Annotated in this window: 19 protein-coding genes; 7 read left to right on the top strand and 12 right to left on the bottom strand. The window is 40.9% G+C overall.

All coding sequences use genetic code 11. The features are described from left to right. Positions 1-32: 32 nt before the first annotated feature. Positions 33-257, bottom strand: coding sequence for a DUF4926 domain-containing protein (locus RMX69_RS04825; protein WP_322636681.1), 225 nt, complete (start codon positions 255-257; stop codon positions 33-35). Then, positions 254-601, bottom strand: coding sequence for a DUF6883 domain-containing protein (locus RMX69_RS04830; RefSeq protein WP_322636682.1), 348 nt, complete (start codon positions 599-601; stop codon positions 254-256). Before RMX69_RS04830 ends, RMX69_RS04825 begins: the two co-directional genes overlap by 4 nt. 328 nt (positions 602-929) lie before the next feature. Here RMX69_RS04830 and RMX69_RS04835 point away from each other — a divergent pair, with 328 nt between their 5' ends. The 3 genes from RMX69_RS04835 (at position 930) to RMX69_RS04845 (ending at position 1,725) form a co-directional block, all read left to right on the top strand. After that, positions 930-1,193 (top strand): type II toxin-antitoxin system ParD family antitoxin, encoded by a 264-nt coding sequence (locus RMX69_RS04835; RefSeq protein WP_322636683.1) that lies wholly within the window; start codon positions 930-932, stop codon positions 1,191-1,193. A 94-nt stretch (positions 1,194-1,287) separates the two neighbouring features. After that, positions 1,288-1,506, top strand: a complete 219-nt coding sequence (locus RMX69_RS04840) for a type II toxin-antitoxin system HicB family antitoxin (RefSeq protein WP_322636684.1) — start codon at positions 1,288-1,290, stop codon at positions 1,504-1,506. Next, a complete protein-coding gene (locus tag RMX69_RS04845; protein ID WP_322636685.1) occupies positions 1,507-1,725 on the top strand; it encodes a type II toxin-antitoxin system HicA family toxin in 219 nt (72 codons plus the stop codon). It begins immediately after the preceding gene. Between the two features lie 94 nt (positions 1,726-1,819). On the opposite strand, the gene aroH is transcribed toward RMX69_RS04845, so the two are convergent. The 3 genes from aroH to RMX69_RS04860 all read right to left on the bottom strand — a co-directional run bounded on the left by aroH (position 1,820) and on the right by RMX69_RS04860 (position 4,046). After that, complete coding sequence (gene aroH, locus RMX69_RS04850) at positions 1,820-2,233, bottom strand: chorismate mutase (RefSeq protein WP_292743582.1); 414 nt, start codon at positions 2,231-2,233, stop codon at positions 1,820-1,822. Between the two features lie 147 nt (positions 2,234-2,380). Continuing rightward, complete coding sequence (gene sppA, locus RMX69_RS04855) at positions 2,381-3,202, bottom strand: signal peptide peptidase SppA (RefSeq protein WP_322636686.1); 822 nt, start codon at positions 3,200-3,202, stop codon at positions 2,381-2,383. Positions 3,203-3,749: 547 nt separating this feature from the next. After that, a complete protein-coding gene (locus RMX69_RS04860; RefSeq protein ID WP_289797722.1) occupies positions 3,750-4,046 on the bottom strand; it encodes a hypothetical protein in 297 nt (98 codons plus the stop codon). A 495-nt stretch (positions 4,047-4,541) separates the two neighbouring features. On the opposite strand from RMX69_RS04860, the gene RMX69_RS04865 reads away from it, so the two are divergent. The 4 genes from RMX69_RS04865 to plsY all read left to right on the top strand — a co-directional run bounded on the left by RMX69_RS04865 (position 4,542) and on the right by plsY (position 8,012). Then, on the top strand, positions 4,542-5,336 hold the full coding sequence (locus RMX69_RS04865; RefSeq protein ID WP_094350672.1) for an MlaE family lipid ABC transporter permease subunit: 795 nt from the start codon (positions 4,542-4,544) through the stop codon (positions 5,334-5,336). Positions 5,337-5,463: 127 nt separating this feature from the next. After that, positions 5,464-5,850, top strand: a complete 387-nt coding sequence (locus RMX69_RS04870) for a DUF3119 family protein (RefSeq protein WP_289797723.1) — start codon at positions 5,464-5,466, stop codon at positions 5,848-5,850. Between the two features lie 136 nt (positions 5,851-5,986). Beyond that, positions 5,987-7,261: a DUF3086 domain-containing protein gene (locus RMX69_RS04875; RefSeq protein WP_322636687.1), complete on the top strand. Its 1,275-nt coding sequence runs from the start codon at positions 5,987-5,989 to the stop codon at positions 7,259-7,261. A 70-nt stretch (positions 7,262-7,331) separates the two neighbouring features. After that, the gene (plsY, locus tag RMX69_RS04880) at positions 7,332-8,012 is read left to right on the top strand and encodes a glycerol-3-phosphate 1-O-acyltransferase PlsY (protein ID WP_289797725.1); all 681 of its coding nucleotides are present in this window, start codon (positions 7,332-7,334) and stop codon (positions 8,010-8,012) included. A 75-nt stretch (positions 8,013-8,087) separates the two neighbouring features. On the opposite strand, the gene RMX69_RS04885 is transcribed toward plsY, so the two are convergent. From RMX69_RS04885 to RMX69_RS04915, 7 genes are all read right to left on the bottom strand, one after another. Further along, positions 8,088-8,345, bottom strand: a complete 258-nt coding sequence (locus RMX69_RS04885) for a hypothetical protein (RefSeq protein WP_289797726.1) — start codon at positions 8,343-8,345, stop codon at positions 8,088-8,090. Between the two features lie 64 nt (positions 8,346-8,409). Next, positions 8,410-8,649: a hypothetical protein gene (locus RMX69_RS04890; protein ID WP_289797727.1), complete on the bottom strand. Its 240-nt coding sequence runs from the start codon at positions 8,647-8,649 to the stop codon at positions 8,410-8,412. Between the two features lie 349 nt (positions 8,650-8,998). Next, on the bottom strand, positions 8,999-9,571 hold the full coding sequence (locus RMX69_RS04895) for a hypothetical protein (protein ID WP_289797728.1): 573 nt from the start codon (positions 9,569-9,571) through the stop codon (positions 8,999-9,001). Between the two features lie 37 nt (positions 9,572-9,608). Continuing rightward, positions 9,609-11,243: a TrbI/VirB10 family protein gene (locus tag RMX69_RS04900; protein ID WP_322636688.1), complete on the bottom strand. Its 1,635-nt coding sequence runs from the start codon at positions 11,241-11,243 to the stop codon at positions 9,609-9,611. A gap of 8 nt (positions 11,244-11,251) precedes the next feature. Next, on the bottom strand, positions 11,252-11,944 hold the full coding sequence (locus RMX69_RS04905; RefSeq protein WP_289797730.1) for a hypothetical protein: 693 nt from the start codon (positions 11,942-11,944) through the stop codon (positions 11,252-11,254). 46 nt (positions 11,945-11,990) lie between these two features. Next, positions 11,991-12,812 (bottom strand): hypothetical protein, encoded by an 822-nt coding sequence (locus RMX69_RS04910; RefSeq protein ID WP_322636689.1) that lies wholly within the window; start codon positions 12,810-12,812, stop codon positions 11,991-11,993. Positions 12,813-12,927: 115 nt separating this feature from the next. Beyond that, positions 12,928-13,977 carry a hypothetical protein gene (locus RMX69_RS04915; RefSeq protein WP_322636690.1) on the bottom strand — a complete coding sequence of 350 codons (1,050 nt, stop codon included), beginning with the start codon at positions 13,975-13,977 and terminating at the stop codon, positions 12,928-12,930. Positions 13,978-14,006: the final 29 nt, after the last annotated feature.

The raw sequence follows: 14,006 nt of genomic DNA on the forward strand, positions 1-14,006 counted from the left end.
AAATTTACGAAGTATACATCGCACTGTTTACATTAATTTATCACGCGCGATCGCGCAATTTCTCTTTTACCAATAGGACGCACTTGTATACTGTGAAGTGAAACAATTGCCACAGTTTCGCCATCCAATGTGACAAATTCAACCTCATATCCCTTGCCACCCTGATGTACTAAAACAACTGTACCTATATCACCCTCTTCTAAACTATATTCTGGGATATTACTAGTCAGAATAACTCTATCAAGTTCTTGAATCATTCTTCTCTCCGTTTCAGTGGGTATGAAGTAACAAACTTAGGAATAGTTTCCTCTATTTCAATAAACCAAGCCGAACGAATCAAAGGGTTTCTACCATCCGGTGAAAGTAGTGTACCTTCTACAGCATATCGAGTTCCAAATGGTGAATCTTCAATCTTTGTAACATCGTTATCAGCAACATGATTTAGTAATGCTTTAGCAAGAGTTTCCCAATCCTCTACTGAAAAACCAAACGCAGTAAAAAATTTTTCCTTGCTGCTTCTATCGGGGTGAGTTGGCGACAACAGATACTCAGTAATTTTTCGCTGTGGCACAACTGCTAGTTCATAATTCGGCAGTTTCAACCCGCCTCTCCTACATTCTTATTTTCTCTAGCGTCTCGCATAAACTAAATATATTTTAAACTTTAAAGTATTATTTGGCTGTATGTCTTTAGCCACGACTTCAATCGTTCGGCACTAAAGAGGATAAATTTAGGATGTATACATCGCACTGTTCACATTAATTTATCAGGTGCGATCGCGCAATTTCTATTCTACCAATGTGACGTACTTGTATGCTGTGCAGTGAAACAATTGCCACAGTTCAATCCTAAATAACATCTTCTGTATAATGGCATAAAATGGCAAAAACTGCCATAATGTAGAAAAACAGATTCAAAAACTAACACTTGTGAAAAGTATCAATATTTCCTTACCTGACACCATGCGAACTTATATAGAAGAACAGGTAGCTCAAGGTGGTTACAGCAGTGTCAGTGAATATTTTCGTGAATTGGTGCGACAAGATCAAAAACAGAGAGCTAAAGAACGTCTAGAAACAATGCTTCTGGAAGGATTAAACTCTGGAAATGCAACAGAACTGACTATTCAAGATTGGGAAGATATCCGTCAAACAATCCGAGAAAGAATGAACAAACATCAAGATGCAATTTAGCCGTGATGTTTGAAATAAAAAAAAGACCCCAAGTTATCCGGGACTTAATAGACTTAGCAATTTATTCAAAACTTACCCACAAGATTAATTTATTATGAAATTTCAAGTAATTTTTACTTTTGATTCAGAATATGCAGGTTATGTTGCTGAGGTTCCTGAACTTCCAGGTTGTGTGAGTCAAGGCAAAACATTAGATGAAGCAATCGAAAATATTAAAGATGCCATTACTGGATATCTCCACGTCCAAGCTAAACATGGCAAACCTTATATTGTTAAGGAATCGCAAGTGTTTATCGGGGAAGTTGTAGTATAAATGGGACGTTTATCAAATATCTCCGGTAAGGAAGCTGTCAAGATTTTTGAAAAGTTTGGTTATGCATTAGATCACCAAACGGGAAGCCACATGATACTTTGGTGTGAATCAAAACCAACTTTATCAATTCCCAATCATCGGGAATTAGCACCTGGGTTACTTAGAAGTTTGATTCGACAGGCAGGAATTACAGTTGATGAATTCCTCGAACACAAATAAATTCAGACATTACCTACATCGGCAATAATAAATGCTGACTGCTGAGAAAGTTCAAACCTAATCTCTACTTTTTCGGTAATATAATCTAAGCATTTTACACTTTTGACTTAACTGCTTGCTGTGATGCTTGTAAAGTCTGAGGCAAACTCCAGTCGGGACGCAAGCTAGCGGCGTTGCGTAAATAAATATGATGAATTGAGGCGGAGGCTGGCAGATAGGCGTGGATTAAGAAGCGAATGCAGCGCTGTAAGCTGCCTTCGACGTGCATTTGCTGTACATCCAACATAGCCACATTATCCCAACCAGGACGCGCTCTTGCGATCGCAGCTGGAAAAACTGCATCCAAATCGCGTGTCACTGAAAAAGTCACACTAATGATGTCCGTTGGCTGGAATTGATTCCGGTTTTCCAGTTCATTGAGTAGTTCTGTAACTACCTCTTGAATTGTCTCAACAGTATTTTCTGAAGCGGTTGTTGCTCCGCGAATAGCCCGCATTTGCCAGTCCACGCCAAAATCCTCCTTAAAACGCAAAAGTGAGGAGTTAGGAGTTGAGAATGAGAAGTTAAGATTTTTAACTCATAACTCTTCACTCATAAACGCTAGTTGCTCCACTTGGGGAAACCCCAAGACCGCACTGGCTCCTCCTAACTCATATTAGGGTCGATATAACCACAGAGGTAAACCACTAGTAGACATTTCAAATTCGAGCCAATCAATACCAGCCCCAATTCCTGATGAAAATTGACGACTTCCTGGTATAAAGCGACTCAATAAGGGTTTACGTTCTTCTAGGGTATAGCAGAGAGTTTTTTCTGGATCGAGACCAACCAGTTCTGCTGTCCAACGACGGGCATCTTCTTCTGTGCCCAAGCGGTCTACAACACCCAAGGCTAGGGCTTGCTGTCCAGTAAAAATCCGACCATCGGCGAAACTTTTTACAGCTTCTACCGTTAAAGAACGGCCATCAGCTACCGTTTGGACAAACTGCTGATAACTTGTGTCAATCAATTCTTGCAGGATGTGTTCTTCTGGTTCGGTCAGTTGCCGATCGAAAGCCAAAATGTCTTTGTAAGGGCCAGACTTAATTACCTGGAAGGAGACACCAATTTTTTCTAGCAAGCGTTCCAAGTTATTCCCACGCAGAATCACACCAATGCTGCCCGTAATTGTACCTGGGTTGGCAACGATGTGTTCGGCTCCCATACCGATGTATACTCCTCCAGAAGCCGAAATATTGCCAAAGCTAGCGACGATTTTGATTTTCTCGCGCAAACGCTTCAGGGCACTGTAGATTTCTTGAGAATCTCCGACTGTACCGCCAGGGCTATCGATACGTAGCAATAATGCCGGAAACTTTTTTTCTTCTACAGTTTTCAGGGCTTCTAGGACGCGTTTGCGAGTAGCACCGGCGATCGCACCAGTAATTTCAATCCGCGCAATTTGTTTTCTAAACTTGGGCTTAAACGGCCAAACCATGAGCTGTCAACATACCTCGTAATAAATTCAATATAAGATCCCCAACGGTCAGACGACCTGCTTTCCTCTGTTAAGAAACATGAGTAGGCATTGCGATCGTCAGAATTTTAAGGAAATTTTTATATTTTTCAGTGAGTTTTATTTGATATTCTCGATTAATACTAATCAAATCCTCAAAGATTACAGCTAGCATAAAATGCCAAACTCTAGTTTAGCGTTAACCTGATGATTTAGAAAGGCTATTTTAGCTATTTTGCAAAATTAAAAGCTCTCAATGCCTTGTTATTCTGGCTTTTTAAATGTTTGAGGACTGGTTTGACTCAGGTCGCGCACGTTCACTAGTTGTCAGTAATTAATCACTAATAACTAATGAATATATAAATATTTAATCAATTACTTCGACACTCAATTTAATTAATACAAATTCATTCAGCAACACTCATCTCTATTTAGGTTAAGACTAGTAGTACTTTCACTCTGGGAAATATCACTTTTTCCTGTTTTCTACAGCCCATAATTAATCCCCAGACAAAGCTATTTTTACTACTTAAGAATTTAAACGTAAAATTTGATGCCGATAATATACAAACATATCAAACAGTGCGCCAACGAAACTAAAGGTCAAGCTAATTACAAATAATCCGCGTAGGGGAGTTCCACTGCCGAAGGTGGCGAGAAAATGCATAATCTCAGTAGCGATTGCCTCGGTTAACTCTTGTAAGCCAGGGATGTTACCGATGAGGGATATAAAAAGCAATCCGCCGCCAATGAGGAACATGGGAACGACAAAACTAAAAATGATTGTAAGTAGTAGCGAGCGGAGAAAGTTAGTAAAAATAGTCATTTAAGACAAACTCCGTGAGTAGAGGTGACAAAAGCAAGATAGCGGTTTGTCATTTTCTACAATACGAGCGATCGCCCCAGAGCAGCGAATCTGTCAAAAATCTTAAGTTTTCATTAAAATAAATGGGTAGTAGTTACAGCCTATGCTGGGGATATATAAAGAAACTTAAATCTAGAAAAGCCTTGCAGAATAAAGATTATAGCCCAGTGTACTACTTATTTATTGCTTTGCAGCACGTTTCAGAACAGCTTCATTTTCTGAGAACATCTTTAATCTAAGTTAATATTCAGTCTTATTCGGGAGTCGGGAGCAGGAGAGCAGAGAGACTGAGAATAATAATCAATGCCCACTTGCCCTGAGCGTAGCCGTACCCCTCCAGGGAAGCAAGCTACGCGTAGCGTCTCGCAGAGAAGGGATGCCCAATTTCCAATACCCATTCCCCATTCCCATGACTTCCGCTATTCTTAAGGCAGTTACCGAGTTAGCTACAGAACATTGAACCAGACTACATCCAAATCCAGTTTAGGGGAATGGAGTCAGCGTTTGCTGGCGGCGATTTTTCTGGGTGGGCAAGTACTAGTTCACCTATTGAGGGGCAAAATCCATCGGCGTAACACCTTAGAACAAATGGCAGCAGTTGGGCCAGATTCCTTATTTATTGCCCTATTGACGGCTATTTTCGTTGGTGCGGTGTTTACCATTCAAGTGGCGCGGGAATTTATCAACTTTGGCGCCGGAAACATTATCGGCGGAGTGCTTTCGATAGCGTTGACACGAGAACTCTCTCCTGTGTTGACAGCAGTGGTTTTGGCGGGACGAGTCGGTTCTGCCTTTGCAGCAGAAATCGGTACCATGCGAGTCTCAGAGCAAATCGATGCCATGTTGATGTTAAAAACAGATCCAATCGATTATCTAGTTATTCCCCGCGTTATTGCTTGCTGTTTAATGTTACCAATTTTAACCCTCCTGTCTTTGATAACGGGAATGTTTGGAGGATTCATCATTGCGACAAATATCTACAACCTGTCTGATACAGTATTTTTAGACTCAGCCCGTAACTTCCTTGGTATCTGGGATATTTTAAGCGCCATGATTAAGGCGTGTTGTTTTGGTATTTTAATCGCTGTAATTGGTTGCAGTTGGGGGTTGACGACAACAGGAGGTGCTAAAGGTGTAGGACAGTCAACTACAACTGCTGTTGTGACTGCCTTGCTGATTATATTTGTGAGCAACTTCTTTCTTTCTTGGTTAATGTTTCAGGGGACTGGCAGTGCATTCATAGGGCTATAGAAGTTAGAAGTGAGGAGTTAAGAGTTAAGAGTGAGGAGTTTTAACTCATAACTCCTAACTCTTAACTTCTAACTCCTGACTCCTAAAATAGGAGAGATGCCTACTAAACAAAGCAGGATTTAAAACTGTGACCAGCTCATTTACTTCTAACTCCATATCAACTGTGGAACTCAAGCCTAGTTACAATATACCGATAGTGTTGGTGATTGCCGCGATTCCACTACTGTTGGTACAACCTTGGGTAGGCTCTGTTTTCACGCTGTTTGGTTTGTTTCTCATGTTTCAGGCGTTAACGTTGCGTTTGCAATTTACCGCTACCGACTTAGATATTTACAGAGGCGAAAAATTGATTCGGCGCTTTCCCTACCAGGAATGGCAAAACTGGCGGATCTTTTGGAATAGAGTCCCCATTTTGTTTTACTTTAAAGAAATTAAAAGTATTCACTTTTTGCCGATTTTATTTGACCCCAACACCTTGAAAACTTGTTTAGAACAACGTTGTCCGCGTATTTAGTGCTGAGTGCCATCTGTGCTGAGTCGCTTTGATATAGACTCAGAACTCAGCACTCATGCTCAGGACTTTTATGGCAGGTCAATTGTAATATTTCTGAAAGCTATTTATTCGCATCATAGGAATTACACTATTGTTTATGAACCCAGAGGCATCTCAAACCCCAGAACCAATTGATGAGCGGTTGGCAGAGAAACTAGAAGAAAACAATGCAGTTGAACATCCAGTAAATCCATCAGTTGAGTCAGTGGTAGACACAGAAGCCATTAGCTCATCAGAGGACTACACAAATTTTGAACCACTCATTTCCAATGCAGAAGTGGTAGATTCTACAGTAGAGCTAACAGAAAATTTAAATGGCGAGTTTGTAACGCAGTTAGAAGCGGAAAATGTCGCGCTGGGGTCTGAAATAGAATCAGGAAATCATTCATTATATACAGAAGCAGAGCAGCGGATAGCAGAGTTGCAGAGTGCTGAAGTAGCTCTTAAGTCAGAAATAGCCAAGCTGCAAGCTTCTTACGAAAAGCTTCAGACACAGGTGAGTGAAACTCAAACCTCACTGGGGCGACTCGTGCAAGAGTCATTGGTGCAGTTAGAACAACGCAAACAAACTCTGCAAATTTCTGTAGAACAATTAGAACGCCGACAAGAACGTATCCGCAATGAGATGCGAACCACTTTTGCTGGTGCATCCCAAGACTTGGCAATTCGGGTGCAGGGTTTTAAAGACTATCTCACGGGTAGCTTACAGGATTTGGCCTCTGCCGCCGAGCAGTTGCAACTAACGCCAAGTGTAGTGGAACGAGAAAAACCAGCTGTAAAAGAGGCTAAACCAGCTGAACCCCAACCTGGAATACCCCAATTTGCCCAACAGCAGTTTCAAGATACTACAAAGCAAATTCGCCGCCTAATCGACCAATACCGCAATAAACCAGATTACTACGGGCCACCGTGGCAACTACGCCGTACCTTTGAACCAATCCACGCTGAACGAATCTCCAACTGGTTTTTTACCCAAGGAGGAAGGGGTGGTTTGCGGACAATGGGTAGCCGCTTACAAAATATTCTGATTGCCTCAGCTGCAATTTCGATATTACACAAGCTTTATGGCGATCGCGTCCGTACTTTAGTCTTAGCTAATACACCGGAGCGATTAGGCGAATGGCGGCGTGGCTTGCAAGATTGTCTAGGAATCGGTCGCCCAGATTTCGGCCCAGACCGGGGTGTGGTATTATTTGAGGCATCTGACGCTCTCGCTCAAAAAGCAGACCGATTGACGAAAGCCAATCAACTGCCCTTAATTATCATTGACGATTCAGAAGAACAAATCAGTTTGTCACTCTTGCAATTTCCCCTATGGTTAGCCTTTGCTCCTGACCCCAAAATGGTGAGAAACTATGATGACGACTTTTAAATGAGTCATTGGTCAAGAGTAATACCTCTTGACTTTTTTGAATTTTGAATTTTGAATTTTGAATTGTATTATGGCTATTTGGTTAACTCTGTGCGGAGCAATTGTGGTCATAGCCTACCTGCTGGGTTCTTTTCCCACTGGCTACATTGCTGTGAAGCAGTTAAAAGGTATTGATATTCGGGCAGTTGGTTCCGGTTCCACTGGCGCAACTAATGTACTAAGAACCTTGGGCAAAGGGCCAGGAGCATTGGTTTTAGTACTTGATTCCTTAAAGGGAGTATTAGCGATCGCTCTAGTTTATTGGTTATTTAACTTTGAACCAATCCAAAATTATATCCCTCAAACGGTAGATGTACAACTGTGGCAACCGTGGCTAGTAACCATATCTGGGTTAGCTGCCATTCTGGGACATAGTAAATCAATTTTTTTGGGTTTTACTGGTGGTAAATCTGTTGCTATCAGTTTGGGGATTTTGTTGGCAATGAGTTGGCAGGTAGGTTTAGCAACAGCGGGTGTGTTTGCCGTCGTTGTGGCGATATCGCGGATTGTCTCTTTGAGTTCAATAGCAGGTGCGATCGCAGTTCCCATTTTCATGGTAATTTTGCATCAACCCTTACCCTATATTCTGTTTGGGATTGCCGGTGGATTGTATGTGATTTTGCGCCATCGCACTAATATTGAACGACTGTTTGCGGGAACGGAGCCGAAAATTGGGCAACCTGTAGCGACAGAACCCGAACAAACTGTATGAATAGGTAATCGGGAGCCAAACTCACAACTCTTCTCTCAGAAGAGGAGAGCTTCTTCCAGTATTAATGTTTTAGGCTTAGGAACGAACATTGCCTTTAATTAAACGGTGGAAAAGGCGGCAAGGCCACAAAAAAGCTCCACAAATACTGACTGAGGCGATGGCGGCCACAACTCGCCAAGTTGAACTAGTCTCAGTGTCAGACTCTGAAGGATGAGCTTGTGTGTTTTTAGCTAATTCTGGCATTGAATGAGATAGCTGACTGGCTGCACTCACCCCTTCAATCGCTGCTCCAATTAGATAAGCTACTAGGGCAATTACTAGCCAGTTATTCATAATATTCCACTGTTTCAACTCTGAGCGTATGCTTGGCAGCGAGCAATCATTTGATTTTTACAGACTAATGATTGCTGCCTTGCCCTAAAGATAATCGACCCTCAGCCGTATCACGAATTAGGGGCAGTTTAGATTTTATATAAGTATTTAGAGTGCTATCTGCCTGGGCATCAAGCGCCTGCTTGGCTTTTAACTGCTGGAGAAGCAATTGTACTAAAGCAGCATCGTCAAACTGGAGCAGGGTGTTGACCTGGGTAGACTCGATTACAGCCCAAAGCTGTTGCATCATTTTCGCTGTCACCATGAGTCTGTAACCTCTTAAGCTTTTCTTTATATTTACACAATTTTGGAATTTGTGGTTAGTTTTTATCTGAAGATTTATAAAGATGTAAGCTAAAAATGCCTAAGTCAGTCAAATCTGTTAAGTTATAGCGTTTTTCAAGTGATTGAACTACAGGACTACCTCACACGTTATCTTAAGCGTGCTACGTAAAGAAATAAAACTGCCCAAAGACTTAAATCTCTCGTAACCTTTTTTATATGCAGAGAATTATAGCAGGGCTTTTGATCGGCCACAATGCAGACATACGTAGGAGTCAACGCTTTTTGTCGAGGGGAAACTTCTATGGCTATCGGGTAATTTTGCTATAACTTTATTGTAAAACTCTTGAACAAGCTCCTTCCTGTCCAGAAGGATCGGGAAAAATTGCTAAGGTGTGATATTCAGGATTATCTGTTTTATATATCACTCGAAAAGTATACAACTTGTTTTTCCCTTGCGCTTCGGTAACAACTGTTAAAAGTGTATTGGTAGTGGGAGGAAGTCCAGGAATGTCCAGTTTTTGAATTCGTCTGAGTTGAATTACATTTGCTGCGGAGTTTTTACAATCTCCTGAACTACTATTAGGTTCTTTGCCAAACTGCATACATACTGGCCCATCAAAATCCATAGTTACTTGTGATGGGTCATTTAACCAAACTTTTTTAATTATTTCTCCAGCCGGAATAAAACTTAAGTTTGTTCCTTGTTGATACCAAACGTCGACCGTAGGTACTAGTCCCCCTAAACCTTGTGCTTGGCAGGAAAATATGGAACGCAGAACGGCGTTATTAGCTACGGCGCGACCTACCAACCAGAACATAGCAACCGAGAAAATTAAGGAAGCTATAGGTAGGAAATAAGAACGTTTTGGATTATTTCCTGACAATTTAATATTCTTTTTCATGGTTGCAAATATCTAAAATTAGTATAAATATTACCCCTTAAAACTGAGTTGCTTGATTCACATATATTTCAATATTTGTGCCTGCTGGCAAAAACCAAACACCACCTTGTTGAGACATTTGGGCGATCGCCTGTTGATTACGTTGGGCAATTTGGGGTACTACAGAGTTCATACCACCTTCCAAAATTCCGGCTGCAAGGTCGCGTTTATTCTCAGTCTCACTAACAAGGCCAGTGGAAGTGTTGGTGTTGGTATTGTTTGGGTCGTTTTCGGTAGGGTTGGAAGATGTTGATGTTATAGAATATGGCACGAGTTTTGTATCAGGGCGATTTACTAACTCTGCTGCTTTAGCAATACCTCCCAAAACAAATAGTCCTGCATCCATCGAGGCTATAGACGAACTTTGACCGGGATATTTATTTGCGATTAAAGGTTTACCTTGGGTACCGCGAAGAATAACTGCATTGTTGGGTAAGCTTCGTTCTGTGGGGTTGCCATTATTTTGCGAGATAACTTTGACTACGTTCATCTGCAAAAGACCTTGTTCAGAAAGCGAACCAATTTCAGCGAGGAATTCGGTGTTTGCGGGTAGAGCGACTGTACCATCAGTAGATTTTAATGGTTCTTTCAATCGGATTACAAATACGTTTTTCGCTTCGTCTGCATCTCCACCACCGCCTGACTTATTACTAGTTTCTCCAAAGATTGCTGTCGCCAACACAGCTTTGGCACTACTCCCAACTGCTACAGATTTCTGTCCCTGCGGTTGGGCTTGACTGACCGCAGAATTTTCTGGTTGTGGGGTTTGTGACGTTTGTTCGGGATTAGAGTCGGGATTGGGGTTTGGCGTCTCTTGCTGCGGCTGCGCATTGGTTGGAGGTTCCAAAGTAGCTATATTACTAGTAGGTTGATTGCTAGCATTAACTTGACCATAGCTACCTAACTTTGCTAACCTTGCCCACTCTTCAAATGGGCTTGGTGGAGTTGGTGGAGTTAGATTAACTACTGGTTGAGTAGGGTTCACAACTGGTGGCTGGGGTGATAGCGAAGGTTGAGAAGCAGGTACTCTAATGACGCGCTCAACTGTCACTGTCCGAGGTACGTAAGCTGTTGGTGGGGGTGTTGGGATCACTTTCTGGCTAACTGAGGGTTGTCGTAAGGCTACTGTCGGCGTTGATTTGGCAATTCTCAGCTGTTGTTGGGCAGCTTTCACCATCTGTGCTTGTTCAGTCAGAGCTAATTTCGTTTTGAGAGTATCTATTTGGCCTTCCATCTGTTGAGATATGGATTCATCAGTGGGCTGCTCTTGCACTGGTGGAGAAACAATATTTTTTGGTTTTTGATTGCTGCTACTCATCAACTGAGATAAGAACACACCACCCACCAAAACTATCGCTAAGGTAGCAGCCCCTACCAAGCCTAACTTGGCAAAGGGATTAGATGAGAGTGCTTGCTTAGTCTGAACTTCTTGTGGTTGAGAAAGAGGCTCTGGCGGCGTTGCAGAGTCTTTTGAGCCTTCGGTGTCACTAGAAGAAGATTCTTCTTCAAAACCGACCAACCTTGACATCCGCGATTCCCAATCTACAGATTCTACTTCTGGTTGGCGATCGTCGGTAGTTAGAGTAAATCCATTTTGGGGAGGCGTTTGGGCAGGAGTTGAGTATCGGGTCATAGTAGAGCCTAGTTTGGATTTCCAGAACAATTATTATCTTTAATTTCACATATATTATAAATTTCTAATCTGGCTTCTCCAAGGCGGTAAGCTGCAAACTGCGACGGTAGTGCTGCATTTGCTAGTGAAGTTACAGGCTGATCTATTGCTCTTACTAAAATTTGTTTATTAAAAGAAACTGATTTACCTAATTTATCATAACTGTTAAAAATTAATTGATTGGCAAGTATCTCTACTTTCCATTTTCCATTACTTATTGCTTTCGGTTGAGAAACTTTTTGGATTACTAAGACATTTTCCGCTCCTCTATTAACATTTTCAAATTGGCTATCTGGATTTAAGTTAGTAATTTCTGATTTAAGTTTTTCTTTAAAATCATCAGCTACCAGTTGGGAGGTAATTTCCCAGACTTGTGTTGGTGGCTGTTGTTCTGACCAGGTAAGCATTAAACTCATAGTTTCACCCACAAAACGCCGAATAGTCTCTGGTTGCCGCTCTAAATTGGGTTGGGGGTCTACTGTTATAGAATGGCCATCAACAAGTTGCACTAAACTTTGAGGTGTAAGTTGTCGGCCTAACTGTTGTAACATAGACCCGTGAAATATTAGTAACAGCAAGGTAAATAGATGTAAACCAAACGTTCCTACTGCCAACAACGGTAAGGGGCTATTTTTCTTATTTTCTGGTTTGAGTAATTGCATTAATAATTTATCTTATAAATTGAACTATCTTTACGTAAAAAATCGATTATCTGATAAACCTATCAGATGTTTGTCCAGTTCCGCATGGTTTTGATTTATCTGCGTTCAAGTTGTAGTCATCTAGCAAACATAAGTTACGAATTTCATAAATTTCTAGTCTATCAGTGCGAACACTATAAATTGCTTTTTGCAAGTCGGTGCTATTGCCGGCTTGTGGATTAGCAAAATAATCTGCTGCACGTACAAGGAAATCTTTATTAAAAGGAGTTATAAGTCTTGCACCACCAACTCGATTTTTTTGAACTAAGTCGGCTACCATACCCACTTGCCACTTACCTGGTGCAATTTGTTTTGGCGGATAAACTCTCTTAATTACTAGTTGTGAAGTCATCGCTTGGTTGGGATTTTCAGAGAAAACTTCTGGCGGTGTCATTTCTGCAACTGTGCTTAAGAAACCTTTACGAAAGTCTTCTGATAAGGCAAAACTAGCTACCCAACTGCTGGTACTAATTTTTTGGCTACCACCTTGAGGTGTATTAATAAGTATTCCTAAATCTGGTTTGGGGCTTGCAACTTCTTCAATATTTTGTGGTGGTAAGGTTCCAGACCAGCTAAACATTGATATCATCGTTTTGCTGATAAATTGGCGAATTATTTCTGGTTCTCTTGCTAAATCATCAATATTAGCTACTGGTTTGCCATTGATTAATTGTACAAAGTTGGGAGGTTTTCTCAAACTAAGTTGGCGAATATTTAGCCCTTGTAATAAGAATAAAAATAAAACTAATATATGTAAACTGAAGGTAGCGATCGCAAAAAATGTCAAAACACTTCCCGTTCTTTGTCTTTTTTCTAGTAAACGCACCATTTCCTCACCTCTTCCCGCAAAAACTTCAGCTATTATATATGATGTTTTGCATATACTTACTAGTTACAAGTGTTGTAAGTAGTTTATTAATTTTGAATTTTGAATTTTGAATTTTCTATATCCTCTCCTTTACCAAAGAAGCCGTACTGCTGATAGCGCTGAAGACTGCGAAACCACCAGCAGCAGCCACAACTAAAGATAAAATTGGTGCTAAAATTCCCAGAAAAATTATGAACCACATTAAATCTGGATCGACATTAGCATTTTGACCTGGGCCATTGACAATCACTGCGGCAGTCAGCACAGCGATAATATTAAATGAAATTTTGGCGATTCCAATAGATAAAAAGCCGGTCAGCCATGCAAAAATTGGTTTACCAGCTACAGGTAGTAAAGATCCACCTACAGCAATTGGGCCTAAAGCTGCTATCAACAACATCGTAGCTTCTATCAAATTCTGGAAGGCATACTGTAAGGAAACTAAAAAGTTTTTGATGCTCGTTTGGACTGTAGAACCTAACAGAGAATTAAAAGAGGTTTCTGATACAATGCCAGTACCATATCTGATATTATCTACCTTAGTTTGTAGTCTATTTATCCAGCTTTTATTTCCATAAGTATTTCTATATTTCTGCCAGAGAACGTTAACTTTATCAGCAGCTTTAACAAAACATTGAGTTTGTTGTTCGCCAGTTAGTGATTGGCAAGGACGTAGTAAAGAACCAGCTACTTCCTCAGCAACACTCATATTCAGCGCTTGCTGGTACACTTTGTCTGCATCTGCTGATACCACTACTTGCTGATTTACAGTGTTTAAAAAATTCCGCACTCCCAGTGTCAGATTAGAAAGTATACTTCCATTGCCTGAATTACTTAAGAGTACTACCACAATAAAAGGCCAAATTAAAGCTGATATGGGACGGCTGTATTCGTAGGATATTAAGTCTTTGAGGAATTGTATCATAAAAAATAACAAGGTTCCTACAGCAAAAAAAATACCCAGATTAGTCAGCGCTCCATACAAATTATTACTAGTGTTATTTTGTAATAAATCCAGCCATTGTTTATCCCAACCTTCGGCAAGGCTTTGGGAAGTTGCAGCACCAGTATCAAGAATCTGATCGATGCCTACTTGGGCAAAAATTAGTTTAATAGCAAGTTGCATTTTGAGTTTATCGGCTGTTTTCTTAGATT

Origin of the sequence: Nostoc sp. EspVER01, from assembly GCF_034530635.1 — a bacterium.
Lineage (GTDB): Bacteria > Cyanobacteriota > Cyanobacteriia > Cyanobacteriales > Nostocaceae > Nostoc.

Excerpts from the sequence above, each read along its gene's own strand:
- RMX69_RS04825 (WP_322636681.1), bottom strand. The coding sequence starts at position 257 with ATGATTCAAGAACTTGATAGAGTTATTCTGACTAGTAATATCCCAGAA.
- RMX69_RS04840 (WP_322636684.1), top strand. The coding sequence starts at position 1,288 with ATGAAATTTCAAGTAATTTTTACTTTTGATTCAGAATATGCAGGTTAT.
- RMX69_RS04845 (WP_322636685.1), top strand. The coding sequence starts at position 1,507 with ATGGGACGTTTATCAAATATCTCCGGTAAGGAAGCTGTCAAGATTTTT.
- sppA (WP_322636686.1), bottom strand. The coding sequence starts at position 3,202 with ATGGTTTGGCCGTTTAAGCCCAAGTTTAGAAAACAAATTGCGCGGATT.
- RMX69_RS04860 (WP_289797722.1), bottom strand. The coding sequence starts at position 4,046 with ATGACTATTTTTACTAACTTTCTCCGCTCGCTACTACTTACAATCATT.
- RMX69_RS04875 (WP_322636687.1), top strand. The coding sequence starts at position 5,987 with ATGAACCCAGAGGCATCTCAAACCCCAGAACCAATTGATGAGCGGTTG.
- plsY (WP_289797725.1), top strand. The coding sequence starts at position 7,332 with ATGGCTATTTGGTTAACTCTGTGCGGAGCAATTGTGGTCATAGCCTAC.
- RMX69_RS04885 (WP_289797726.1), bottom strand. The coding sequence starts at position 8,345 with ATGAATAACTGGCTAGTAATTGCCCTAGTAGCTTATCTAATTGGAGCA.
- RMX69_RS04890 (WP_289797727.1), bottom strand. The coding sequence starts at position 8,649 with ATGGTGACAGCGAAAATGATGCAACAGCTTTGGGCTGTAATCGAGTCT.
- RMX69_RS04895 (WP_289797728.1), bottom strand. The coding sequence starts at position 9,571 with ATGAAAAAGAATATTAAATTGTCAGGAAATAATCCAAAACGTTCTTAT.
- RMX69_RS04900 (WP_322636688.1), bottom strand. The coding sequence starts at position 11,243 with ATGACCCGATACTCAACTCCTGCCCAAACGCCTCCCCAAAATGGATTT.
- RMX69_RS04905 (WP_289797730.1), bottom strand. The coding sequence starts at position 11,944 with ATGCAATTACTCAAACCAGAAAATAAGAAAAATAGCCCCTTACCGTTG.
- RMX69_RS04910 (WP_322636689.1), bottom strand. The coding sequence starts at position 12,812 with ATGGTGCGTTTACTAGAAAAAAGACAAAGAACGGGAAGTGTTTTGACA.
- RMX69_RS04915 (WP_322636690.1), bottom strand. The coding sequence starts at position 13,977 with ATGCAACTTGCTATTAAACTAATTTTTGCCCAAGTAGGCATCGATCAG.